Here is a 24,352-nt window from a genome sequence, read left to right as displayed (position 1 = left end):
CTTATTTAAACTGTGATAAAAAGCGCATGTCGTTTGTGTAGAAATGACGGATGTCGTCAATGCCGTAGCGGAGCATGGCAAGACGCTCAACACCCATTCCGAATGCAAAGCCGGAGTATACTTCAGGATCAAAGCCGCCCATTCTCAGTACGTTCGGGTGAACCATTCCGGAACCGAGAACTTCAATCCATCCTGTTTGTTTGCATGTACGACATCCTTTGCCTTCACAAATGGCACATGAAATGTCCACTTCAGCAGACGGCTCTGTAAACGGGAAAAAGCTTGGGCGCAGACGTATTTTGCGGTCTTCACCGAAGTAATTTTTCGCAAACGTTTCAAGAACACCTTTTAAGTCACTCATGCGGATGTTTTTGTCTACCATCAAACCTTCAATCTGCATGAACTGGTGGGAGTGTGTCGCATCATCTTCGTCGCGGCGGTATACTTTACCCGGGCAGATGATTTTAACAGGTCCCTGACCTTCGTGCTTTTCCATTGTCCGTGTTTGAACGGGTGATGTCTGTGTACGGAGAAGCAGGTCAGATGTGATAAAGAAAGTATCCTGCATATCACGTGCCGGGTGATCTTTCGGCAGGTTCAATGATTCAAAGTTGTAGTAATCTGTTTCCACTTCCGGACCTTCTGCAACGGAAAAACCCATGCCGATAAATACGTCCTCCACTGTTTCTACAACGGAAGTAAGAGGGTGACGGGTTCCGCGGCGGACAGGGCGTCCCGGGAGTGTCACGTCAATCGATTCCTCTTTCAGCTTTTTGTCCAGTGCCTCTTTTTCCATACGGGCTTCTTTCTCTTCAATAGCTGAACTGATCGCATCCCGGACTTCGTTCGCTTTTGATCCGACTTTCGGGCGTTCCTCGGCTGAGAGCTTGCCCATTCCCTTCAGGACTTCTGTGATTGGTCCTTTCTTTCCTAAGTAAGCAACACGAACGTCTTTTATGTCTTTCACTTCGGCTGCCTGTTCGACTTTTTGCAGAGCTTCTGCCTGCAGTTCTTCTAAGCGGTCGAGCATGTTCATTTCCTCCTTTATTTTGCTATCTTCATTTTTTTGACAAACAAAAAGAGCCTTCAATCCCCTGGAAAGGGACGAAGACTCGCGGTACCACCCTCATTAGTAAACTTACGCTTACTCACTCGATCGTTAACGGACAGGGTCCGGGCTGCCTTAATAAAGCGTTGTGCTTTACGTTCCGGCGCCAACTCCGGAGTGAATTCGGCTGGGTCTCGCATCAAAGTGCTTTCAGTCTGCGGCACTTTGTCCCTGAATGCTGACGGTCAGCGTACTACTCTCCATCACAGTTTTTAAAAGGCTGTAATTGTCTGGGGTTAATTATATCCTTTTTCCTTTTTTGTTGCAACGGCTCTGGGTATACATTCTAACCATTTTTATACTTTTTAAAGCAGGTTACTAAATAAAAGGCTCTGTTAAACTCAGTTGTTGATTTCCGGTCATTGCAGCGGGGGCGCCGGTGAATGGAAGAATCCCTGCTTCTTCCTCTGCAGCTTATTCTTCCAAGCTTTCTGCGTCGAAACAACTCGGAGCTTATTCGTGATGTAAACGCTCATTGCTCCTCCAGGAGTGTCGCGCATTCGCTGCAATCAACCTATTTTATATAAAAGCAACAATGGTCTTTAACAAGCGAAACAAAACTGGATGCACCCCGATTCATGGAGGTGCCGTGACGCTCCGCTGTTTCTGTCTGGCTGCTTTAAACGACCTTGAGATGATACAGGAGGATTCCCGCTGCCACGCTTACGTTAAGGGATTCCGCCCCTCCGTATAAGGGGATGTAAAGATTGTGATCTGTTTGTGCAAGAAGTTCTTCGTCAATACCCTGACCTTCGTTTCCCAGAAGCAGGGCAAACTTCTGCTGGGGCTCGATAGCGGAATAGGTGCTTCCGTCAAAGGATGTGCCGAATACCGGTACACCGTTTTCTTTGCACAAGGCAATCGCTTCCTGCAGGTCCATCTTCTGAACAGGAATATGGAACAAAGACCCTTGAGTGGAGCGGATGACTTTACTGTTATAAGGGTCCGCTGTTCCTTCAGAGTAAGCGATTCCCGTCACGCCTGCTGCGTGGGCAGTGCGGATAATTGTTCCCATGTTCCCCGGGTCCTGTATACGGTCGAGAAAAAGAAACTGGCCGGTTTCAAGAGGAATGTTCACATTTTCCGGCAGTTCACATACAGCCGCAAAACCTTGAGGAGTTTCCGTTTCCGACAGCTCCTTCATGACACGTGCGGTCACTTCCACAGGCTTGACATCTGCTGCTTTCCATTCTTTCGGCATCTCCTCTCCTTCCCGAATGATGAGTTCCACAAATGGGAGGTTCGCTTTGAGTGCTTCTTCTATAAGATGACGTCCTTCAATGAAAAACAGGACCGATTTTTCACGGCCTCGCTTTGTATGAAGTTTTTTCCACGCTTTTATTTTTGGATTTTTAGGGGATTCAATTCGTTCCATTTTGGCTGCTCCTTTAACTTGCTGCGGTGTTAAGTAACGCACAGCTCTATGTTTTTTACATAATTCTTCTTTTTAATATCATACTATACCTGAGACTACATCCAAAATGCGAGGGATGTTTTTGTTTCAGGAGTTAGATATGATGAAAGGATGATAACCATGAGCTTTAATCTGCGCGGTGCTATTATGCAGAACATTCAGGGCAGTGACGAAGAAAAAGTAGAAGCGACGATTCAGGACGCGATCCAGAGCAAAGAAGAAAAGATGCTGCCAGGTCTTGGCGTTTTATTTGAAATTTACTGGCAGGAAGCAAATGAGCAGGAAAAAGCTGAAATGATTCAGCAGATTTCCCAGGGCTTGCAGAAGTAAATATCCAAAACCGGCTTCTTATGAGGCCGGTTTTTGTGTTTAAGAGGATGAAGGTCGTTGTTATAACAGGATATTGGGATTTATTTTCCATGAAATCTCATCAGGGGGCAATTATTCACACTCGCGCCCCATTATTTAACAATCGCGTTTGAATTTTTAACACAAAAGGCCAAAAAAACCACTCCCCTCTAACTAAAATACACAAAAAAGACAGCCGCAGCTGCCTTTTCATCCGTATTATTCAAACGTAATTTTATTTACTGTATCACGGTCAAGCTTTTTAATAACCTCTACAATCAGCTTCACGGCATTTTCAAAATCGTCGCGGTGAAGAACTGCCGCATGGGTATGAATGTAGCGCGTCGCAATCGTAATGGACAATGCAGGTACACCGTTCGCTGTTAAGTGGATCGCACCTGAGTCTGTTCCGCCCCCTGGTACATAGTCAAACTGGTAAGGAATTTCTTTGTCGTCCGCTGTTCCAGTTACGAAATCACGAAGACCTTTATGGCTAACCATGGATGCATCGTACATGATGATCTGCGGGCCTTTACCCATTTTAGCCAGAGCATCACGGTCGCTTACTCCCGGAGTATCGCCGGCAATACCGACATCCACTCCGAATCCGATGTCAGGCTGAATGTGGTGGGCTGCCGTGCGGGCACCGCGGAGACCGACTTCTTCCTGAACCGTTCCGACACCGTATACCGTGTTCGGATGGTTTTCGTCTTTCAGCTGGCGGAGAACTTCGATGGCAATGGCACAGCCGATGCGGTTGTCCCACGCTTTGGCCATAAGCATCTTTTCATTTTTCATTACAGTAAATTCACACACCGGTACCACAGAGTCTCCCGGGCGCACACCGAATTCAGCTGCTTCTTCACGGCTGGAGGCACCGATATCAATGTACATGTCTTTTTTATCCACGCTTTTCTTTCGTGCTTCCGGGGGGAGGATATGCGGAGGCTTGGACCCGATCACTCCGGGAATGTTTCCGTCTTTTGTCATTACCGTCACACGCTGGGCGAGCATGACCTGCTCCCACCATCCGCCGACCGTCTGAAATTTCAAAAAGCCGTTATCATCAATATTGGTTACCATAAAACCGATTTCATCCAAATGACCGGCAACCATAATTTTAGGACCGTCAGAAACAGAACCGGTCTTTTTAGCAATCAGGCTTCCGAGGCCGTCAGTTTCAATCTCATCGGCAAAAGGCTCGATATGTTTTTTCATGACGTCACGGGCTTCACGTTCGTTACCCGGAATCCCATTGGCATCAGTGAGCTCTTTGAGCATCTTAAGCGTATTATCCATGTGTTAAACCCTCCTGAATTTATTACAAAATTATGTATCTTCAAATAGTATAACGTTTTTACACCTGCCGCTCAAACGTTATGATGCTAAAGCCCGGAGGTCAGATGACTATCAATTCTGATCAAACAGACAGGTAGGCAAGCAACCAATACCGTTTTGAATCCATATGATATAAGAGCTTAATGCCTTAGAAAAGACAGGTTATATAAGATTGACAGTAACGAGGTAAGGGCAGAATTCCAGCCAGCCTTATGGTAAAAGCAATTCGAGAGTGAAGTATTTAAAACGGGAGGTACAGGGTAAATGAACAATAATCCGCCTCAAAACCTTCAAAGGTTTGTTGATGATATCAATACGATTACTGCAATGAACAATGAAACTAAAAAAACGAACAATCCCTATGATGTAAGCTTAAGCTTAAAGCTTGCTTTAGTTGCCGGATTCCTTACAACCTTTGCTGATGCTCTTGCTACAGTTGCAGCTAAGATTGCCATTGATGAGGAAATTCAGGGTAATATCCAGAACCTTAAGGATGAGCAGGCACAGGAAGCCAAGTTTACTGAAATGCAGAATCAATTAGATGAACTGCAAAAGCAACTTGCAGAATTGACTGGTGAAAAAAACGGGAAGGCGTCAAAAAAATAAAAGGATGAAGAGATCGTAATCATTATTTGCCAGACGATCCAAATCCTTTTTCTGCACGGATAGTTTCGGAAAGATCATTCGTTTCTGATACGTTTACGAACAATACCGGAGCGATCACCATCTGTGCGATACGCATTTCCTTCTCCACAATAAAAGGTTCTTTACCATGATTAATCAAAATAATTTTAACTTCTCCTCTGTATCCTTCGTCAATGGTACCCGGACTGTTTAAAACAGTTACAGAATGCTTGAGGGCAAGTCCGCTTCGAGGTCTGACCTGGGCTTCAGTGCCTTCTGGCAGTGCAATCTGAATCCCTGTTCCTATGAGCGCGCTTTCTCCGGGTTTCAATTCTTTTCTTTCTATTGCATATAAATCCAGACCAGCATCACCCTCGTGCGCCCGTTCTGGTAAAATAGCATCTTCATGGATGCGCTTTACATGTAAAGTCGGCTGCATTTCGCTCTTTTCTCCTTTCAGATTGTGATTACACTATTACTATCAGTGTAATCGTATCACTCCAGTTATTATTGTACAAAATTCATCATTTGTTCATTTATTTTCTGGAACTTTATCGCTGAAGGTTCGTAACCCATAATAATGAATCCAAAGAAATTACATGACAGTTGAAACTTTTTTTAATTCCTTTCGTATACACTAAGGAATAAAACAAAAATCATGATTGTTATATATAAGGTTTATTAAAGGAGAGATAACTATGCTCAGCGTCATTCTGTTCCGAATCCTTCTGCTGATTGCTGTTTCCATACTCGTGTTCAGTGTCATAAAGTATGCTGTTGACCCTCGCCGCAAGCTTGAAATTGCCCGTAACAAAGGCGGGTTTTATTTCCTTGATGACTCAAACAACGTTAGGAAGAACTTTTTCCTGACTTATGGACATGTCATGTTTGAAGGGGAAAAATACCTCGGAACCATTAATGACTCCTTTGAGGTGACCTCCATTACGGTATGGACGGAAGAAAAAGACAAGCTGAAAGGGCTCAGGAAAACAGACTTCCTTTTTATTGAGAAGGAAATTTCCATTCGCTATCCTCACGCAAAAATCGAATGGAACAGCCCGATTAAAGAGCTGCTAAAGAAAATGAATTAACTCCCTCAACAGAGCAGTGTCCAAAAAGTTTAAAAGCAGACTGTCAATGGCTTCGTACGCTGCTCGACCTGAAGGAGTAAACCCACTCCTTCCGGTCTCTATAAAGAGGGACGGCTACTCTTTAAAGAGGTTGGACAGAAGTGTTTTTGTCAACAAGAATCTGAACGAATAAAATGCGGTGCAAATAAATCGCTCCTAAAAATACTTCGCTTTCCGCGGGAAGCTGGTGAGCCTCCTCGATCTTCGCACTAATGTTCGGATTCTCAGCTAAACTCTTTCTTATTGTCCCAGCCTCTCTTATTTCATCGTAACCATTTGATATACGTTTCCGTCAACTTTGGGACTTTTCCTTCGAAGAGCCGCTTTTGCCAGTATTGATCGGCCGCTTTTGAGACCATTTCCCCGTGACTCGGATAAGGGTGGATCACACTGGAAAAATCCTTGATTTTGTGACCGTGCTGTTTGGCGAACACCACTTCCTGCATCCAGTCCCCGGCCAGGGTACCGATAGCATGTGCGCCGAGAATCGCACCTTTTTTGTCAGTAATGATTTTCACCAGACCTGTTTTGATCCGCTCTGCTGTAAACCGGTCAACATGCCTTGCATCGCTCCTGTAAACATGAATGTTATCTCCATACTCATCCCGGGCTTCTTTTTCCGTCAAACCCAAATGAAAAACTTCAGGGTCTGTATAAATCGTATAGGGGGTGTGGGTGTAGTCAACCGACTGCTTTACTCCAAAAACAGCATTGGCAACCACCGTTTTCCCTTCCAGTCCCGCTGCGTGAGTAAAAGGATATTCTCCTGTCACATCACCGCACGCGAAAATGGTGCTGACGGATGTCTGCATTTTTTTATTCACTACAATCTTTCCATCTTTTACGTCCACTCCTGTTTTTTCCAAACCCATTTCTTTAACGTTCGGTTTTCTTCCCGCAGCGATAAGTAATGCATTACACTCAATTTCCTGCGTGGTACCGCTATCCCCTTCTACAGTCAGTCCAATCTTTTCGGCCTTTTTCTGAGCCTTCGTTACCTTACGATTGAACATAAACGTCATCTCTTCTGATAGAAGATGATGCGCGAGCTCACGAATTTCCGGCTCTTCTTTTTCCATCAGCCCGGAATGATCAATGACGGTCACATCAGATCCGAACCTGGACATAGCTTGTGCGAGTTCGATTCCAACGGGACCTGATCCGAGAACAACAAGTTTAAGAGGCACACGGTCGATACTAAAAATGGTTTCATTGGTCAGATAGGATATATCTTCAAGACCGGCAATCGGGGGAATCATCGGACTCGAACCTGTAGCAATGACGATCCGTTTTGCATAAATGGTTTCACCCGTGTCTATTGAAATTTCATTTTTCGTTTTCAATGAAGCTGTACCATGGTACTCGTCAATGCCAAGAGAACGGAGACGTTTTCGGTCATCATGGGGCTGAATCTCAGCAATGGCATCTTGTACCCGGGACTTCACGACCGAAAAATCAGGAGCGCCCGAAAGCCCCAGCCCAAACTCCTCCGCTGCTTTTTTCGCATCTCTGAGTTCTTTTGCAGCTTTAATATATGCTTTTGAAGGGACACACCCGTAATGGAGACAGTCCCCGCCGGGTTCGGGATCTTTTTCAATCAAAGCTGTTTTTGCCCCGAATTGAACGGCACCGATGGCCGCTGTCAATCCTCCTGCCCCTCCGCCTATCACAGCAATATCATATTTCTTCATTGCACTCGACCTCCTTTTTTCAAGCATCATTATCTTTGTTTAAACCAAGAGCCGACCGGACCTGATCTTTAAAAAAGAGCGGAACAAGCATAATGATAAGAAACAGGCTTCCAGCAAAAATAAGTGTTCCGAATCCCCCGTCCACAAAACTCGACCCAAGATAGGTAAAGGCAAAAACCCCCGGGGTCATTCCGATTACCGTAGCGAGGATAAAGGCTGAAAACCTCACCTTGGAAATGCCGGCTGCATAGCTGATCAGGTCAAAGTTGAATAAAGGAATGAGTCTTAATACAAGCACATAGAAGAACCCTTTCTTTTCAAGCTGGTTCTGAATGGCCTTTCTTTTTCCAGCTGACCCTTTACCTATGTTCTTTCCAAGCTTTCTCGCTGTCCAAAAAGCAACCGCAGCACTTCCCGTGGCTCCAGCCAGCGTATAAACAGTGCCAAGAAGGGGGCCAAAAGCGAGACCTCCTGTAATGGACAGTACAGAAGCGGGGAATAAAACAAGCGGACGCAGCGTGTATATGAGTATGTAGATAACGGGGCTGAACCAGCCAAACGACAAAATCCACTCTCTTAAAACTTCCGGGTTAACCTGGAGTACTTCCCGGTTTAAAAAATACAGGAAAATAACTACGAAGGCTGCTCCACCGTAAACCAGCATGTTTTTCTTCATCCCCCACGCTCCTTTCAGCACCGGAGGGTCTTCATAAATTTCCGGTCGATTTTGTTCTTCAACTTCCATGCCCACTTTCCGTAAAACGAATAATCACCGTATGTGAGCACTCCTTCTTTATGCCCGGCAGATAAAATCGCAAGGTACTTATTCTGAGGCTTAAAGGGCTGCAGCTCTTCTCCTTTTAAATACTCTGTAACGTTCTTATATAACTCCCTGGACTGCCTGATTGCGTAAACACCGTTTTTAGGGAGGTCAGGATATGGTTGTAACGTCACGCAATCCCCTGCCCCAAAAATAGAAGGGTCCGATACCGATTGCATAAATTCATTCACAAGGAGGAATCCGTCACTGCTTTTTTTCACACTGCTTTTTTCAATAAGTGGTGGAGCTTTTGGCCCGGCAAGCCAGAGTATGTCATCCCCATCTATTACCCCTTTTTCAGTCTTTAGGAGACGGGGCAGGACTTCCTTTACAGCATCATTCTCAAACAAGTGGATGTTTTTATCCAGTAATAAACGCCGGACTTTACGCTGTGTGGTTCCAGCCTGTCCATCCAGAACATGTCCTCTCGTCACAAGAGAAATCCCTTTATTCCCCGGGACGTTCTTATCCCTCCAGGCGGTTAATGAAAAAGCAAGCTCAACGCCGGCTGCTCCTCCCCCCACAATAACCGGTTTTTCTGAATAGCGGAGTTGATCAACCACCTCCGGGAAACGGAAATTCGGTTTCAGGGATAAAGCATGCTCACTGACACCGGGAACAGGATCCTGAACATACGAGCCTGCGTTAACACTCAGGGCATCGTATGCAAGAGGTTCGTTGTTACTTAAAATCAGCTGCTTATTCTCAGATTCGATCCGTTCTGCCGTATCGCAGACAAACGTAACGCCATGCGCGTTACAAAAAGACTGCAAATCGATTCGAATGTCGTTAAGCGAATAAATCCCTTCCGCAAAACCGGAAAACATCCCCGAATAATACTGATAGGGGTCAGGGGAAATGAGGGTAAAGTTTTTATCACGATGACTCTCTTTTTTCTGTTTTTTTATGATGGAGAGGTTGGCATGGCCCCCACCCACGAGAACGAGGTTTTTCATCTAACCGCCGCCTTCCGTATCCGAAAGAATCCTTTTCGCTTCAAGCATCCTCTGCATGCCTGTAAACACTTCAACGAATAAAAAGAGCAGAGTTGTATAAAGGAGTACCGAAGGGAATAAAATCATCAGGGAGAAAAGAATGAACCCTTCTGTTCTCTCCGCCAGTCCGGCCTGATAGTAGAACGATTTCACTCCTCTTTTTTCCGATACGGCTCCCACTGTTAAAAACACGGTCATGGAAAAGATAATGGAAACGCTCAGAAGTAGCAGGGCCCACATCACATCCGGGTACAAAAAGGCGAGACCGAGGATCACACTTACTTCCACAAGCCGGTCAAAAGTCACATCCATCACCGTGCCAAACGGGGTGGACGCAGTCTTTCTTGCCATAGACCCGTCAACGGCATCAAGAAACCCGGAAATCCATAAGACTAGGACAGCAGTGACAGGCATTTCCATTAAAATAAAGACCCCTGATGACACACCGATAATAAATGCAGCTACCGTTACCTGATTGGCAGTCAGGTTGAGCTTCAAAAGCTGATCGGCTGTTTTTCCGATAAGGGGTTGTACGTATTTTCTGGCATGTGTATCAAGCATGATTATCGCCCTTTTCTCTTTGATACTCCACAAACGAATCTTCGTCCCAAGTAACAGCTATTTTCTCTCCGACAGTTAAATCCCGCTTGCTGTGAACGGTCACGCTCGTACGTTCAAGCTGTACACGATAAAACACGACACCGTGCAAGGTCCAGACCCGCTCAACCGTACCATTCTCCCCGTTTTGACCAGTGGGATTTCCCCTTTCTAAACGCAAGTTTTTTGCAGGGACGAACCCACCTTCCAGAGCAAGTCCTTCTCCTGTAACACCAGTGACACCTGAAGACTCCGGTCTTTCCTGCACTTCTTTTGGAGATCCCGTCTGCAATATCGTTTTATTTCCCATCACTGCCAGCTTGTCCCCCATAAAAGAAGCTTCATCACGGTCGTGTGTGACAAAAACAGCCGTCATGTTCTCTTTTTTCAGGAGACTGCGAATCCACGACCTTAAGTTAATACGAAGCTTCGTATCAAGACTTGAAAAAGGCTCGTCCAACAACAGGAGCTGAGGTTTAATGACCAGCGCTCTCGCGAGGGCTATCCGCTGCTGCTGCCCTCCGGAACACTCTGATGGGTAATGGTTCCCGTAGTCCTTCAGTTCAACTTTTTCAAGTACGGCAAGTCCCGCTTCGTTTCGTTCTTTTTTCTTAACACCACGGATACGCAGTCCGTATGTCACATTCTCCAACACTGTCATATGAGGAAACAGTAACGGCTGTTGAAACATGAGTACTACAGGACGTGCCTCCGCACGAACATTGCTCATGTCCTTACCGTCAATTTTAATCTCCCCTTTGGTTATACCTTCGAGACCTGCCAGGCAACGGAGGAATGTGCTTTTCCCTGTACCTGATGGTCCTATTAAACTTAGTAATTCCCCTTTCTGCAAAGAAAGCGTCACATTTTCAAAGACCGTTTGTTGCTCATACGTTTTTTTCAGTTGCTGTATATGCAGGAAATCCATTGTTATCCTCTCCTGTTCCATTGTGACGGGTAAGGGGAAAGCAGCCGGATCAAAAGTTCAACAATCCCAGCCACGATCACGGGCACAGCTGCAAAGAGTAAAGAGAAAGCAGCAAGAACCGTATCATTCCCAGAAGACACGTAGGGGTAATAGAGCATTGGCAGGGTCACAATCCGACCGCCCCCGATAATGACAGTCAGAACATACTGACTTAAGGAAATAACCATCGTCAGAAACACTGCAGCCCTGATACTTGAGGTAAACTGGGGCAGTTGAATGTGCAGGAAGATCTGCCAGTCCGTCGATCCAAGAACTCTCCCCTGATCCTCCCAACGGGCACCTGTTCGCTCAAAAGCTGAACGGAATATCCGAATCGAATAAGGAACCGTAGGAATTAAATGCACAAGGACAACCCCTGTCCAAGAGTCAGCGAGCCCGAATCTTATCATGGCAAAGTGAAGACCTATGGCAATAGCCAATACCGGGATGAGAATAGGAAGAAACAACAGGGTATCGACTACTCCCTTACCTCTGAAGTCTTTCGAGGCAAGAGCCTTTGCTGCCGGGATGGCAATCAGTAAATTTAAAACGATTACGGCGGAGCCTATTCCTACCGTAACCAACAAAGAATGTAACAGTGCCGGATCGGACAGAACCTGATTCCACCCACGCAGCGTGAATTCGTCCGGAAACAGCATCCCAAACCGCCAGGGTGTGGATATACTCTGAAGAAATAACAGAATAACCGGGATCACAAAGACAATCAGTGAGAGGATGAGTCCTAAAGCCGCCACACCTTTTTTTACAGTAATCATACCGACCCCCACATCCGCTCTCTGAGACGCCGGATCCGCCTGCTGAGGAAATAATAGAAAACAAGGATACAAAGGGTCAGTAATGCTATTAGGGCAAAGGCAGAAGGACGCATTCCCCAGTCTCCCCCATAAAACCAGTTATAGCTTAAAACCGGCAGCATTTGCGGGTAGGTCGCTCCGATCAGATAAGGTACTTCAAAAGCTCCAATAATAAAAGCAAACAGGATCACAGAGATCTCAAGCATTGCATGCTGAATATACTTCCACTCCACATCCCAAAACCTCCGAAAACTTCCCCCGCCCAGAGTCGTAACTGCATCTTTAAGCCTGTGATCCATCTCATAGAAGACCGGCAGCATCATGAGCATGACAAAGGGTATTTCTTTCCACACATAAGCCAGGATCAGACCAGCGCCACGCTGATCGTTTGTGAGGATTAGAAATTCCGCGGGATCCTTTATCAGCCCGAGCTGATAAGTTAAGGATGCGATCCACCCGCTCTGGGAAAAAAACACCATGATCAGATAAGCTGCCACAAAATGAGGAAACAACATCGGAAGCCATGCAAGCCATTTCCAGTGAAAGCGGGCAAGATATGTGTAGAACACCTTTGCCAGAGCAGTCCCTGCCACCAGGGCAATGACGGTAGATACCATGGTTACAGACAGACTGAACCGAAGACTGTCCCAAAAGGCCGGATGGGAAAACAATGTTGTGTATGCCTCCATTGTCCAATACTCATTCCACCCGTCTCGGAAACTGAAAACCAGTCCCTGAAAGATAGAATAAAGAGTCAACAGCGTTAGTAGAGAAGCCGGCAGGGTGAGTAGGATTGTTTTTTTATTCGCCTGAAACCACGTTTTCAAACCATTTCTCCTCCAGCCACGGTACAAATTGAGCGTCCAGTTCGGGCAAAAATGCCTCACCCAGCGTTTCTGCATCCAGGACAGACTCTCCCCGGTCCACTGCTTCAAATGCCGACCGCTCCTCATCCGGAAGAAGACTGACATCCAGCACCGTATTTTCACCCCATCCTTCAGGGCTTAATTTTTTCAGCTGGGCTTCAGGTGACAATAGCTCATTAATGACCACCATGGCACCTTTCGGGTTTGGTGCATTAAACGGAATGGAAAGGAAGTGCGTGTTTCCGATTGACCCGCTGTCCAAAACAAACGTCCGGACAGAATCAGGGAAACTCCCTTCTTCCACTTTATTTACAACCCTGGCTTCGTTGTATCCCATTGTCATCCATACTTCGCCTCGCCGAAACAGCCGGTCAAGCTCTGTGAGAGATGCTGGATACGTTTGTCCTTCACGCCACAGGTTCACCTCAATCCGGTTTAAATACTGCCATACACCTGCGGCTTTTTCTTCCACCTCGTCATCGTCGGACCTCATTTGCAGAAGCTCTTCCGGTTCATCAAACTGGGAATATAACAAGTGGCGGAGAAATGCATTTCCTGTAAAGTCGGTCGCTTCAGGATAAGTGAACTTGCCTGGATTATCCTCAATCCATTCTGCAAGCTCTTCAAAGGATTCAGGCGGAGTATCCACTTTTTCGCTGTCGTAAACAAAAACAAACTGTACTTTCCCCCAGGGCGCTTCATAGCCGTCAACATCAGTTCCGAAATCAACCTGATGATCGAGACTGTTTTCATCTACGTATTGTTCCATGTTCGGAAGTATGTCTGAAAAGGAACCATAAAGGAGATCACGCTCTTTGGCATTTCTGAAGTTTTCTCCATTGATCCACATCACATCAACAGACCCGTCCCTCTGACCGGCCTGCCGTTCTGTCTGAAGGCGCTGAAGAACATCCGGAGTATCCATAGGAACCCGGGTTAATTTAATTCCGTGTACGTCCTCCATCCGCGGTGCCGCCCACTCATCTATGTATGAATTAATTGCTTCGTCGCCGCCCCACATATAAAGACGTACTTCTGTATCAGCAGCACCCGCTTCAATTTCTCCCCAGTCTTTATTAAGGACTTCCAGATTCTCTTCCCCGTCTGCTGTTGAACAAGCAGCCAGCAGGGTAAGAACCAAAGGTAGTAATCTTTTTCTCATCCGTCCCTCTCCCTTGCTGAATTCATCATATATTCACTTTATCATGTTCTATTTATATCTCACGTAATTTTGCTTACTCCCTTATGCCCGGAAAAAAAGGTTGATCCAAAAGGTCGGTTTTTACCTTTTGGATCAACCTCGAAGCAATGGCACCTGCCTGGCCCTTTACGAATAGGTTCTCGTGATGGGCGAGTAGCGGGCAGAGTCATTGCCAATCTTCTTTTGTACTTTTGGGACACCATCCACACTTTTATTCAGACATTCTCGATCGGGATCTTGATGCAAAGAATTTATCCCATTTATACGTAATCGGACCCTTTTGGCCCATCAGATAAAAAATGACGGCAAGACCTCCAATTGTAATGAGAGATCCCGTTAACGACATCTCACTTATGGCCTGACCAAAGGCTGTAAAGAGCATAGCCGGCAGAATCAGTCCCCCAAAAGAATACTTCATATATTCTTTAAAAGACGACGTCATTTCCATCAGATAGAGACTTAACAGATGAAAGTGAACGAAAGGGAGCATTCTTAATATCATGACCTGCCCCAGTGTAAGCTGACGGTTTTTAAAGATCCGCTGTTTCATCTTTGAAAAACGGGCTCTGATTGATGGGAAATAATCGACAACTTTGTAAAAGAAAAAACTCATTAATGTAAGACCGACCAGGGAATACAGACTTCCGTAAAAGAAGCCGAAAAAATACCCTCCTGCAATACAGACTACAATAACAGGTAAAAATAAAAACGGACGAATGAGGTGAAGGAGAATAAAAATAAGAGGGGCCAGCCAACCTGCTCGTTCAATAATTGTTGGAATGCCTTCAATGAAATCATTCATGGTGTATCTCCTCCTCTCGTAGTCTATCCTATGATACCGTCAGACAATCTATGATGAAAGGCTCGGTACACCTTCACGGTTATCCATACATGGACCCGGCAAGCCACACAAGTAAAGCAAATAAAGCAATATGCAGTAAGCATAAAAACGGCAATCCGATTGAAAAGGTTTTTTTCCTCGTTTTATGTCTGAACGTTTTTGATGCAAAAAGCATTCCAAATGCACCGCCAAATGCAGCCCATGTAATAAGGGATTGCTCAGATGTTCTTCTGACCTGCTTTTGCGCTTTTCGTTTATCATTCCACATGACGACAAATGCAAGTACGTTAATAATTCCATAATAACATAGAAAATACATGATCACGCCTTGTACCATCTGCTCTTCCGCCTTCCAAAAGGACTATACTAATCTATTCCCTTACATCCCGATACGTAACCAGCTGGGAAAAAACAATCTTCTTGCAGGAGCTGTTTTATGATGGTGATGCAAGATTCCGGGGAGTGAGAGGCAGGGTGAGACCTCTCAATACGACAATAGGCCGATGAAAAAGTCAACCACTGAAAATAACGTCACTACTCTGGTGTCGGATGGTCACTGATGTGTTTAAGGTCATTTATGTATAAAACATTGATTGGAGCGAAATGAGCGCAAATCAAAACATGCCTGTTACAGAGCCGATCTTTAAAGAAAATGGACCTTTTCAGTGCCCTCACCCTCAGCATGAGGAGGCTCTCCGCCACCCCCGCGGAAAGCGAAGGGCATGGAGGCAGATCCACATCCCCATTCACAGCAAATATGGCTTAATATCATCCCTAATAAGAAAAGCCACCCTCAAAGAGAGTGACTTTTTGTTTTAAATTAAAGCTTCATAACCAATTACTTAAGGTTAGCTTTTGCTTTTTCAGCAAGAGCCGCGAAGCCCTGCTCGTCGTTTACAGCAATGTCAGCAAGCATTTTACGGTTCATTTCGATACCAGCCTGCTTAAGACCGTGCATGAAACGGTTGTAAGAAAGACCGTTAATGCGAGCCGCAGCATTGATACGTGTGATCCATAGCTTACGGAAATCACGCTTCTTCTGTTTGCGGTCACGGTAAGCATATTGTAAGGACTTCATTACTTGTCCTTGTGCTGATTTAAATAAACGGTGTTTGGAACCGTGGTAACCTTTAGCTAGCTTTAAAACTTTTTTACGACGACGACGTGCTACATATCCGCCTTTTACTCGAGCCATCGTAATCCCTCCTCAATAAATAATTCTATACAATACGATCAATAAATGTTGAAACAATCACAGGCATCAGCCTGTTAACGGCCTGGTGCCGTTATTATCTTGGCAGCATTGCGTCGATACGCTTCTGGTCACCTTTGGAAACCATTGAAGCTTTACGAAGCTTGCGCTTTTGTTTAGTTGATTTGTTAGCAGCAAGGTGGCTAGTGTAGCCTTGGGAACGCTTCAACTTGCCAGTTCCCGTTCTCTTGAAACGTTTTGCTGCGCCACTGTGTGTTTTCATTTTAGGCATTTGCAAGTCCTCCCTGTTAAGAAAGATTAGTTGTTGTTTGTTGTCGTTGCAGGTGATTGCCGGTTGTACCCGGCAGAATAAATATGGTCGTTGTATTGTTGTCTGTCTCTATTTAAGTTTACTTTTCGTTAGTCGGCGCAAGCACTAAGAACATGCTGCGGCCTTCCATCTTCGGCTTAGACTCGATGGTAGCAATGTCTTTACATTCTTCAGCAAGCTGCTCAAGCACTTTTTTACCGAGTTCAGAGTGAGTAATCGCACGTCCGCGGAAACGGATCGCAGCTTTTACTTTGTCACCTTTGCTCAGGAACTTGCGGGCATTACGTAACTTCGTGTTGAAGTCATGCTCCTCAATGTTCGGGCTTAAGCGAACTTCTTTTAAGTTCACGATTTTTTGGTTTTTCCGAGCTTCTTTTTCTTTTTTCTGCTGCTCGTAACGGAACTTACCATAATCCATGATGCGGCATACCGGCGGTTTTGCGTTCGGTGCAACCATAACAAGGTCAAGGTTAGCGTTTTGGGCCATTTCCAACGCTTCACTCTTGGGTTTTACACCAATCTGATCACCGTTCGCTCCTACCAGTCGTACTTCACGAGCACGAATAGATTCGTTAATGAACATATCCTTACTAATATTGAGCCACCTCCAAATTGATCCGGATCAAAGCAAGACTTGCTACAGCACCGTTATGCTTCCCGCTTAAGCTTATGGGAACCCACAAAGGCAGTGTAAGCAAAGCTTTATTATCTCTGCACAAAAAAGGTGCGAGCGCATAAAATCGCCCACACCTCTACTGGTTATGTCTAATCAGTGATAACCTGTCAACTTGTGTCAATCAGGTGAGAAGCGGGCGCTTCTGCTTGCTTTGTGTCCATATTTTGTTCACTAAAATAGAATAGCACATCCAAAAACGAAATGTCAACAGATGTTTGCTTTTCTTATTTTTCAAGCATAGCAATCATAACGCAGCCCGGTGGAAAAAGCAAATGTCTGTGCGTATAAGGTTTGAGTCAAGTATTTGTGGGAGAAACTTTACCAACTGTGTCAATCCCTTTATTTGCGAGCTTCTTTCGGTAGTCTCCAAGCGCTTCAGGGTACTTGCTTACCTGCTCAATCAGTCGCTCTAAGGCTTCTTCCTTTCTCTCGTGTTCAATCGTCCCTACAGCGCTGTTTAGCTCCACCATGAAGCCCTGAGTGTAAAAAAAGCCGATTTTTCTGTTAACCGGCTAATCCGGGGCTTGGCATCCCGCAGCATCAGGGCGCGTCCATGCGGAGATTGGGGATAACCGTAAAATAGCGCGTGAGAAGGGTAAAATCCACGCTGCTAAGTGTAAAATCCCAAGGCATAAGTGTAAAAAGCGAAGCGCTAACCGTAAAATCCAGTGGAAGAAGGGCAAACCCCCTCTCCCATCACCACCGAAAAAAAGCCCAGAAGGGATCTTATCCCTTCTGAGCCTGAATACCTTAACGGCGTTCTCGAATATCCTGTTGAATTTGATCAACGAACTCGTCGAGGCCGACGACTTGTGTTTCCTTTTGTCCGTAGCGGCGTACGTTTACACTGCCCGACTCGATCTCTTTATCCCCAAGAACGAGGAGGTACGGAATTTTTTGCATCTGTGCTTCACGGATTTTATAGCCGAGCTTTTCGTTCCGGCCGTCCACGTGTACGCGGGCTCCGGCTTCACGAAGCTTGTCTTCCACTTTGCGGACGTATTCGTCGTGAACGTCACTTACACCTATCAGCTGAACCTGTACCGGTGAAAGCCATACCGGAAGGGCACCTTTGTACTCTTCAAGAAGGAATGCCACAAACCGTTCCATGGTAGATACAACACCACGGTGGATAACAACCGGGCGATGCTCGTTTCCATCGTCCCCTACGTAAGTGAGGTCAAAGCGTTCCGGCAGGTGGAAGTCGAGCTGAACAGTTGAGAGTGTCTCGTCTTTTCCAAGCGCTGTCTTCACCTGTACGTCAAGCTTCGGACCGTAGAAAGCCGCTTCTCCTTCGGCTTCCACGTACTCTACTTTCATATCGTCCATGGCTTCTTTTAAGAGTGCCTGTGCTTTTTCCCACATTTCATCGTTGTCTACATACTTCTCAGTATCTGCCGGATCGCGATAGGACAGGCGGAAGTAGTAGTTGTCGATGCCAAAGTCACGGTAAACGTTCTGAATGAGTTCCACTACACGGATGAACTCTTCTTTCATTTGATCGGGACGGCAGAAGATGTGAGCATCGTTCAGTGTCATGGCACGAACACGCTGAAGCCCCGCAAGAGCACCACTCATTTCGTGCCGGTGCATTGTGCCAAGCTCAGCGATACGTACCGGTAAATTGCGGTAGCTGTACTTCTGGTGCTTGTAAACCATCATATGGTGAGGACAGTTCATCGGACGAAGAACGAGCTCTTCGTTATCCATTTTCATGGAAGGGAACATGTCATCCTGATAGTGATCCCAGTGACCGGATGTTTTATAAAGCTCGGAGCTCCCTAATACCGGCGTATACACGTGATCGTAGCCAAGCTTTTCTTCAAGATCAACGATGTAGCGCTCTACAGTACGGCGGATTGTTGCTCCTTTTGGAAGCCAGAGTGGAAGTCCCTGACCTACTTTTTGGTTTACTGTAAAGATTCCAAGTTCTTTACCCAGCTTACGGTGATCACGCTCTTTTGCTTCTTCAAGCATCTTCAGGTGCTCATCAAGCTGCCCCTGTTTTTCAAACGCAGTTCCGTAAATACGCTGCAGCATTTTGTTTTTACTGTCCCCGCGCCAGTAGGCACCGTTGATTGTCATAAGCTTGAATTTCTTGATTTTCCCAGTAGACGGAAGGTGAACGCCCCGGCAAAGGTCAAAGAATTCTCCCTGCTCATAGATGCTGATTTTTTCCCCTTCAGGAATATCCTTAAGAAGCTCAAGCTTCAGGTCGTCACCGATTTCTTCGTAGCGGCGGACCGCTTCTTCACGGCTGACTTCCTTACGCTCGATAGCAAGGTTTTCGTCTGCAATACGCTTCATTTCCTTTTCGATCTTCGGAAGATCTTCTGGAGTCAGTGTGTGCTCCATATCGATGTCGTAGTAAAAACCGCCTTCAATAACTGGTCCTACTCCCAGTTTTACATTGTCAAACAGACGCTTTACTGCCTGGGCAAGAAGGTGTGCTGAACTGTGACGGAGTATTTCCAGACCGTCGTCACTGTCGAGTGTCACAATTTCAATTTTTCCGGACTGGGTAATCGGGGCTTTTAAGTCGATCGGATTCCCGTCGAGTTTTCCCGCCACAGCTTTTTTCTTAAGCCCCGGGCTGATGGAAGCAGCTACATCTTCTGTTGTCGTCCCGTGTGAAAACTCCTTCTCTTTTCCATCCGGAAACGCCAGTACAATTGCTTGGTTTACTTCTGCCATGGTGTGTCACTCCTTTAGTTTTAGAAATACAAAAAACACCCGTCCCAATAAAGGGACGAGTGCTGTCATTTTTATACCCGTGGTTCCACCCTGATTCCTGAAAGCGCACTTCACGCCTTCAGCTTCATTTTATCGGTAACGGGGTGGCCGTCAATAGTTAATAGGTGTAGATACCGTTCCCTATTGAAGTTCAGAGGTGGTAACCCTGTTTTTCAACACCCTGGAAGCTTTCAGCCGGTGACTTCCTTCTCTTATGAGCTGTAAAAACGGATCGTGTCCTCATCGTAACTTTTGTTTTTCGTATGTCCTTATGTTACGTATTATAATCACCTGTCATCCGAAATGCAACAGCAGATTATGAGGTTTTATCATCTTATCCACGATTGTCCGTTTTCATTCAATCTCCGGGTACGGCTCCTCACAAATACAGATTCGTTCCTGAAAAATAGCGAGCAGAGTACGGATAATATTTTCCTGGCCTTCGTCAGAATAAAGATACACACGTTCCGGTGCCATACTCACAAGAGGACTGATGATCCGCTCTGAAACAGGAAGTGATCCGTCAAACGCAACCTCATCGTCCAGCATCCTTAGTATATGGGACAGTGTAAAGCGCTCTCCGTCTGAATTATACATGGACACAGGGGTATCATTGAGTACCACATGAATCTCTGAGTACAGCGGTGGCTTTTGGACGAGGTACTGTCTGCAGGATTCGACCATCAGCTGATAGTCCTGCTCCATCTTATACTCGTCAATCGCAATTTCCACAGCTTCTGTTAAGTCCTTTTTCATATTCCGAAGCCTGAATTGAAGGAAGGACTCAAACGAAAAGCTTTCCCTCTCTTCAATCATGCCCCGGAACAAGAGATAAAGCTCTCGTTGAAGCTCATTCATTCCAAAGTCCAGATGAAGATCCTCATGCTCACCACTAATGATTTCCCTTGTCAGAGCAACAATATCTTCAACTTCTTCCATTCCCTGAAAATAAAACCGGTCCCGAACGACCGTTTCAAGCCAGGAAGTCAGATAATGTTTCAGCGTGAAATTCGTCATTACTGCACTGACCGTGGACAAGGCAAGTGACAGCCTCTCCTCATTATGGTCGTGAAATGTAATGGACACGCAGGTATCATCATCATTTTTAGAAAGTGAAATATCTTCATTTAACTTATCGAAAGTACGTAGTGACGTTGTCAATTGCTCATGGCAATTCCGGCATTGCTGACTAACTTCAAACTCGATCGTTACCAACGGCAGCCCCTCCCAAACGTGCAATTGAGTTGAGGGTCTTGGGCGTTTACCTGCTATGCTTCTTCAACTCTTTGCAAACATCTAGTACATATATATGGGGCTGTCCTCATTTTATGTTTACCTGTTTTGACTTTTGTCCGTTTATTGCTTACAGCTTCGTATCATCCACGCTGCTCAGGTACGCTTCAATGTCATCAATGACTGCTTTTACTGTGCCGTCCTCAAACGGGGAAAGTAAACCGGCTTCGTTTACAAGGGAAGTAAAGGACTGACTTCCTCCGGCCTTACATAAGGATAAATAATCATTCCATGCACGATCCCAGTCGTTTTTCATGTTTTTCCAAAACTGAAACGCACAAATTTGCGCAAGTGTATAGTCGATATAATAAAACGGTCCCTGAAAAATATGCCCCTGGCGCTGCCAGTAGCCGCCGTTCTCTAAATAGCTGTTATCCCCGTAATCACGGTGAGGAAGGTATTTCTGTTCAATCCTACGCCAGGCTTCCTTTCGTTCCTTCGGCGTCGCCTCAGGGTTTTCATAAACAAAATGCTGAAATTCATCAACCGTCACACCGTATGGGATAAATAACAGACCGGATGACAAATGTTCAAATTTGTACTTCTCTACGTCCTCTTTGAAGAACGACTCCATCCATGGCCAGGTGAAAAATTCCATGCTCATGGAATGAATTTCTGCTGCTTCCATTGTCGGAAAATTGTATTCCGGTACTGAATAATGCCGGCTTTCATACCCCTGAAACGCATGTCCTGCCTCATGTGTAAGAACATCAATGTCTCCTGAAGTGCCGTTAAAATTGGCAAAGATAAACGGTGCCTGATATTCACTCAGGTATGCACAATATCCTCCGCCCTGCTTCCCTTTTTTACTGAGGAGATCCATCAGATCATTTTCCTGCATAAAATGGTAAAATTCCTTCGTCTCAGGAGATAATTGCGCGTACATTTTCTCACCATTCGCAATGATCCATTCAGCGTCTCCTTTTGGTGTTGCGTTTCCGGATTTAAAACTAAACGGTTCATCAAAATACTTGAGTGTGTCAACACCAATCCGGTTTTGCTGCCGTTCTCTTAACTTCACAGCAAGAGGTACAATGTGTTCAGCTACCTGATCACGGAACCTGGCAACCATGTTCTTGTCGTAATCGGTCCGGCTCATTCTTGCATAACCAAGCTCCACAAAGTTCTCGAAGCCAAGCTTCTTGGCAATCTTCGTTCGTACTTTTACAAGCTCATCATAAATACGGTCAAAGTTTTCTTCGTTCTCACTCATAAATCTGTAGCGCGCTTTTGCAGCGGCCTCTCTCACTTTGCGGTCCGTGTTCATTTCAAAAGGAGTGAGCTGGGACAGCGTTCGCTCTTCTCCTTCAAAGTCAATCTTAGCTGATGCAATAATCTGATTGTACTCTGTAATAAGCTTATTCTCTTTTTGCAAGTCTTCAATAACCGCTTCATCAAACGTTTTTAATGACATTTCAGCCAGCTGGAAAAGCTGCTTTCCCCACTTCTTTTCGAGACCGCTTCTGAATTTCGCATTCACAAGTTCCCGGTATACGTTGGTCGAATAGCCCTGAAGGACAGGGGAAATTTCATCTATGTAGTCTTGTTCCTTTTTATAAGATTCATCATTCGTATCAATAGAGTGACGAATGTACACAAGAGAACATTGAGTGTCCACCTCACTCCGGAGCTTGTTAATGGCTGCCAGCGACTCATCCTGTTCTTCAAAGCTTGATGATTCCTTAAAAGATTTCAACAGTTGTTCAAATTGCTGCTCTACTTTTTTTACATCAGGGCGAGTATACGTCATATCATTAAATTTCATAAGATCAATCCTTCCCGTTATGGTTGCATACCCTTAACAATTTCGTGATGGGGGGTACTGAATCCTCTAATTCTGAAAACGATGTTGGTTCCGGTTTCACACAGACATTACATCAAAGAGGAGGGGACCAAAGTGAGAATCCATATTAATAAAGGAAATTTAAAGGATTTATTTAGCTTCGGTGAAACAAGCGGAGGTGCAATGGTCTCTGGGTTAAAGAGCTGTTGGTTTCTTAAAATGTTGATTGGAGCGAATGCGCGACACTCCTGCGGGAGGAGCGGGTGCCGGGGAGACCCCGCAAGTGCGCAGCGCTGAGGATCGAGCCGCCCGCGGTGCAATGAGCGGAAATCAACATCTGAGTTTATAAAGCCTAAAAAACTCCGGAAGCCTGATACGGTTCCCGGAGTTTAACTGTTTTATTGTTTAGTTTTGCATAATGAAGTCTTTTTCCGCCTGCTCGTCGCCTTCGAACACTCTGAGGGTGTTGTACTTTGTATCACGCTGGGCAGGGGTTTTACCCGCTTCACGAATCAGACGGAGAATCAGGTTGGTATCCACTTTGTGCGTTGCACCTGCTGCAGATACTACGTTTTCCTCAATCATCGTACTTCCGAAATCATTACATCCGTAAGTGAGTGATTTTTTCCCTACTTCAGGCCCCATCGTAACCCATGATGATTGGAAGTTTGGAACGTTATCAAGGAAAATTCTTGAAATAGCCAGGTTTTTCAAATACTCTTCAGGAGTAACCTTCTCTGCCTTCATGTTCGTATTGTCAGGCTGGAACGTCCATGGAATAAAAGCAAGGAAACAGTTCGTTTCGTCCTGGGCATCACGAACACGCTTTAAGTGAAGGGCCCGCTCTTCCATGGTTTCCCCAAATCCGATAACCATGGTGGCTGTTCCGTGCATGCCGACTTTTTTGGCCGTCTTCATACACTCGATCCACTCTTCCCATGTTCCTTTTAAGCGGCTGATCCGCTTTCGGGTTCGGTTGTCGAGAATTTCAGCCCCTCCGCCTGGCAGGGAATCCAGACCGGCTTCATGAAGTTCAGTTAACACTTCTTCCAGTGACAGACCTGAGACTTCAACCATCTTCCAGATCTCAGCCGGGGAAAAGGAGTGCATCGTAATATCAAAACGTTTTTTGATCTCTTTTAGAAGATCCGTGTAGTAGCTGAAAGGAAGATCAGGGTTTGTTCCCCCCTGCATCAAAATTTCTGTACCGTCTACATCTTTTGTTTCCTGGATTTTCTGGAAAATCACGTCATTGTCCAGTACATAGCCGTCTTCATGTCCCGGCGGACGATAGAAAGCACAGAATCGGCAGTATGTGTCACAGAAATTTGTATAATTAATATTGCGTCCGATAACAAATGTCGTAATCGGTTCCGGATGCCACTTCTGCATCATTTCATTGGCAACGGCTCCGATTTTTTCCACTTCATTACTTTCGTAAAGTTCAATCGCATCTTCAACTGAAATGCGCTCACCAGACCGTGCCCGCTCTAAGATGTGATCCACACTCATGTATATATCCCCCATCCTGACTAAGCTTATGTTTATGAATCTATTAAAATGGAAAACTTGCCCCGCATACAAAAGAA

General features: G+C 45.5%; 25 protein-coding genes and 2 other annotated features. Of the genes, 3 read left to right on the top strand and 22 right to left on the bottom strand.

The window, feature by feature from the left end:
- Window position 1: 1 nt before the first annotated feature.
- Together pheS and JSY36_RS12200 are read right to left on the bottom strand one after the other, a co-directional pair.
- On the bottom strand, window positions 2-1,030 hold the full coding sequence (gene pheS, locus JSY36_RS12205) for a phenylalanine--tRNA ligase subunit alpha (RefSeq protein ID WP_205166616.1): 1,029 nt from the start codon (window positions 1,028-1,030) through the stop codon (window positions 2-4).
- A gap of 67 nt (window positions 1,031-1,097) precedes the next feature.
- Window positions 1,098-1,324: a binding site (T-box leader), on the bottom strand.
- Between the two features lie 403 nt (window positions 1,325-1,727).
- Window positions 1,728-2,483 (bottom strand): TrmH family RNA methyltransferase, encoded by a 756-nt coding sequence (locus tag JSY36_RS12200; protein ID WP_205166615.1) that lies wholly within the window; start codon window positions 2,481-2,483, stop codon window positions 1,728-1,730.
- Between the two features lie 159 nt (window positions 2,484-2,642).
- Here JSY36_RS12200 and sspI point away from each other — a divergent pair, with 159 nt between their 5' ends.
- On the top strand, window positions 2,643-2,852 hold the full coding sequence (gene sspI / locus JSY36_RS12195; protein ID WP_122897915.1) for a small acid-soluble spore protein SspI: 210 nt from the start codon (window positions 2,643-2,645) through the stop codon (window positions 2,850-2,852).
- Window positions 2,853-3,089: 237 nt separating this feature from the next.
- On the opposite strand, the gene JSY36_RS12190 is transcribed toward sspI, so the two are convergent.
- The gene (locus JSY36_RS12190) at window positions 3,090-4,169 is read right to left on the bottom strand and encodes a M42 family metallopeptidase (protein WP_205166614.1); all 1,080 of its coding nucleotides are present in this window, start codon (window positions 4,167-4,169) and stop codon (window positions 3,090-3,092) included.
- A gap of 303 nt (window positions 4,170-4,472) precedes the next feature.
- Between JSY36_RS12190 and JSY36_RS12185 the strand changes: the two genes are divergently transcribed.
- On the top strand, window positions 4,473-4,814 hold the full coding sequence (locus JSY36_RS12185; protein ID WP_205166613.1) for a hypothetical protein: 342 nt from the start codon (window positions 4,473-4,475) through the stop codon (window positions 4,812-4,814).
- A 22-nt stretch (window positions 4,815-4,836) separates the two neighbouring features.
- On the opposite strand, the gene dut is transcribed toward JSY36_RS12185, so the two are convergent.
- Window positions 4,837-5,271 (bottom strand): dUTP diphosphatase, encoded by a 435-nt coding sequence (gene dut / locus JSY36_RS12180; RefSeq protein ID WP_205166612.1) that lies wholly within the window; start codon window positions 5,269-5,271, stop codon window positions 4,837-4,839.
- Window positions 5,272-5,530: 259 nt separating this feature from the next.
- Here dut and JSY36_RS12175 point away from each other — a divergent pair, with 259 nt between their 5' ends.
- On the top strand, window positions 5,531-5,923 hold the full coding sequence (locus JSY36_RS12175; protein ID WP_205166611.1) for a sigma-w pathway protein ysdB: 393 nt from the start codon (window positions 5,531-5,533) through the stop codon (window positions 5,921-5,923).
- A gap of 302 nt (window positions 5,924-6,225) precedes the next feature.
- Here JSY36_RS12175 and JSY36_RS12170 read toward each other — a convergent pair whose 3' ends face one another.
- From JSY36_RS12170 to mqnC, 18 genes are all read right to left on the bottom strand, one after another.
- Window positions 6,226-7,653 carry a dihydrolipoyl dehydrogenase family protein gene (locus JSY36_RS12170; RefSeq protein WP_205166610.1) on the bottom strand — a complete coding sequence of 476 codons (1,428 nt, stop codon included), beginning with the start codon at window positions 7,651-7,653 and terminating at the stop codon, window positions 6,226-6,228.
- A gap of 19 nt (window positions 7,654-7,672) precedes the next feature.
- On the bottom strand, window positions 7,673-8,329 hold the full coding sequence (locus JSY36_RS12165) for a TVP38/TMEM64 family protein (RefSeq protein WP_205166609.1): 657 nt from the start codon (window positions 8,327-8,329) through the stop codon (window positions 7,673-7,675).
- Window positions 8,330-8,343: 14 nt separating this feature from the next.
- Window positions 8,344-9,429: an FAD-dependent oxidoreductase gene (locus JSY36_RS12160; protein WP_205166608.1), complete on the bottom strand. Its 1,086-nt coding sequence runs from the start codon at window positions 9,427-9,429 to the stop codon at window positions 8,344-8,346.
- Window positions 9,430-10,029 (bottom strand): CDP-alcohol phosphatidyltransferase family protein, encoded by a 600-nt coding sequence (locus JSY36_RS12155; protein ID WP_205166607.1) that lies wholly within the window; start codon window positions 10,027-10,029, stop codon window positions 9,430-9,432.
- Window positions 10,022-10,993, bottom strand: coding sequence for an ABC transporter ATP-binding protein (locus JSY36_RS12150; protein ID WP_205166606.1), 972 nt, complete (start codon window positions 10,991-10,993; stop codon window positions 10,022-10,024). The genes JSY36_RS12155 and JSY36_RS12150 overlap by 8 nt, the downstream gene beginning before the upstream one ends.
- 2 nt (window positions 10,994-10,995) lie before the next feature.
- Window positions 10,996-11,808 (bottom strand): ABC transporter permease, encoded by an 813-nt coding sequence (locus tag JSY36_RS12145; protein WP_205166605.1) that lies wholly within the window; start codon window positions 11,806-11,808, stop codon window positions 10,996-10,998.
- Window positions 11,805-12,674: an ABC transporter permease gene (locus JSY36_RS12140; RefSeq protein ID WP_205166604.1), complete on the bottom strand. Its 870-nt coding sequence runs from the start codon at window positions 12,672-12,674 to the stop codon at window positions 11,805-11,807. Before JSY36_RS12140 ends, JSY36_RS12145 begins: the two co-directional genes overlap by 4 nt.
- On the bottom strand, window positions 12,649-13,875 hold the full coding sequence (locus JSY36_RS12135; protein ID WP_205166603.1) for an ABC transporter substrate-binding protein: 1,227 nt from the start codon (window positions 13,873-13,875) through the stop codon (window positions 12,649-12,651). Before JSY36_RS12135 ends, JSY36_RS12140 begins: the two co-directional genes overlap by 26 nt.
- 250 nt (window positions 13,876-14,125) lie before the next feature.
- Window positions 14,126-14,716 carry a TVP38/TMEM64 family protein gene (locus JSY36_RS12130; RefSeq protein ID WP_205166602.1) on the bottom strand — a complete coding sequence of 197 codons (591 nt, stop codon included), beginning with the start codon at window positions 14,714-14,716 and terminating at the stop codon, window positions 14,126-14,128.
- Window positions 14,717-14,795: 79 nt separating this feature from the next.
- A complete protein-coding gene (locus JSY36_RS12125; protein WP_122897942.1) occupies window positions 14,796-15,092 on the bottom strand; it encodes a DUF1294 domain-containing protein in 297 nt (98 codons plus the stop codon).
- A 501-nt stretch (window positions 15,093-15,593) separates the two neighbouring features.
- Entirely contained in the window at window positions 15,594-15,950 is a 357-nt protein-coding gene (rplT, locus tag JSY36_RS12120) for a 50S ribosomal protein L20 (protein WP_026690618.1), read from the bottom strand.
- A 94-nt stretch (window positions 15,951-16,044) separates the two neighbouring features.
- Complete coding sequence (rpmI, locus tag JSY36_RS12115; protein WP_205166601.1) at window positions 16,045-16,239, bottom strand: 50S ribosomal protein L35; 195 nt, start codon at window positions 16,237-16,239, stop codon at window positions 16,045-16,047.
- Window positions 16,240-16,357: 118 nt separating this feature from the next.
- Window positions 16,358-16,861 (bottom strand): translation initiation factor IF-3, encoded by a 504-nt coding sequence (gene infC, locus JSY36_RS12110; RefSeq protein WP_122897946.1) that lies wholly within the window; start codon window positions 16,859-16,861, stop codon window positions 16,358-16,360.
- 129 nt (window positions 16,862-16,990) lie between these two features.
- Window positions 16,991-17,108, bottom strand: a sequence feature (ribosomal protein L20 leader region).
- A gap of 142 nt (window positions 17,109-17,250) precedes the next feature.
- Entirely contained in the window at window positions 17,251-17,451 is a 201-nt protein-coding gene (locus tag JSY36_RS12105) for a UPF0236 family transposase-like protein (protein ID WP_336511485.1), read from the bottom strand.
- Between the two features lie 253 nt (window positions 17,452-17,704).
- The gene (gene thrS, locus JSY36_RS12100) at window positions 17,705-19,648 is read right to left on the bottom strand and encodes a threonine--tRNA ligase (RefSeq protein ID WP_205166599.1); all 1,944 of its coding nucleotides are present in this window, start codon (window positions 19,646-19,648) and stop codon (window positions 17,705-17,707) included.
- Window positions 19,649-20,041: 393 nt separating this feature from the next.
- Complete coding sequence (gene ytxC, locus JSY36_RS12095) at window positions 20,042-20,902, bottom strand: sporulation protein YtxC (RefSeq protein WP_205166598.1); 861 nt, start codon at window positions 20,900-20,902, stop codon at window positions 20,042-20,044.
- A gap of 148 nt (window positions 20,903-21,050) precedes the next feature.
- Complete coding sequence (locus JSY36_RS12090; RefSeq protein ID WP_205166597.1) at window positions 21,051-22,745, bottom strand: M3 family oligoendopeptidase; 1,695 nt, start codon at window positions 22,743-22,745, stop codon at window positions 21,051-21,053.
- A gap of 423 nt (window positions 22,746-23,168) precedes the next feature.
- Entirely contained in the window at window positions 23,169-24,275 is a 1,107-nt protein-coding gene (gene mqnC, locus JSY36_RS12085) for a cyclic dehypoxanthinyl futalosine synthase (protein WP_205166596.1), read from the bottom strand.
- Window positions 24,276-24,352 lie beyond the last annotated feature (77 nt).

Source organism: Alteribacter salitolerans (assembly GCF_016901055.1).
Lineage (GTDB): Bacteria > Bacillota > Bacilli > Bacillales > Salisediminibacteriaceae > Alteribacter > Alteribacter keqinensis.
Note: the sequence above shows the minus strand (reverse complement) of the source record. Positions and strands in the feature narration are given on the sequence as shown.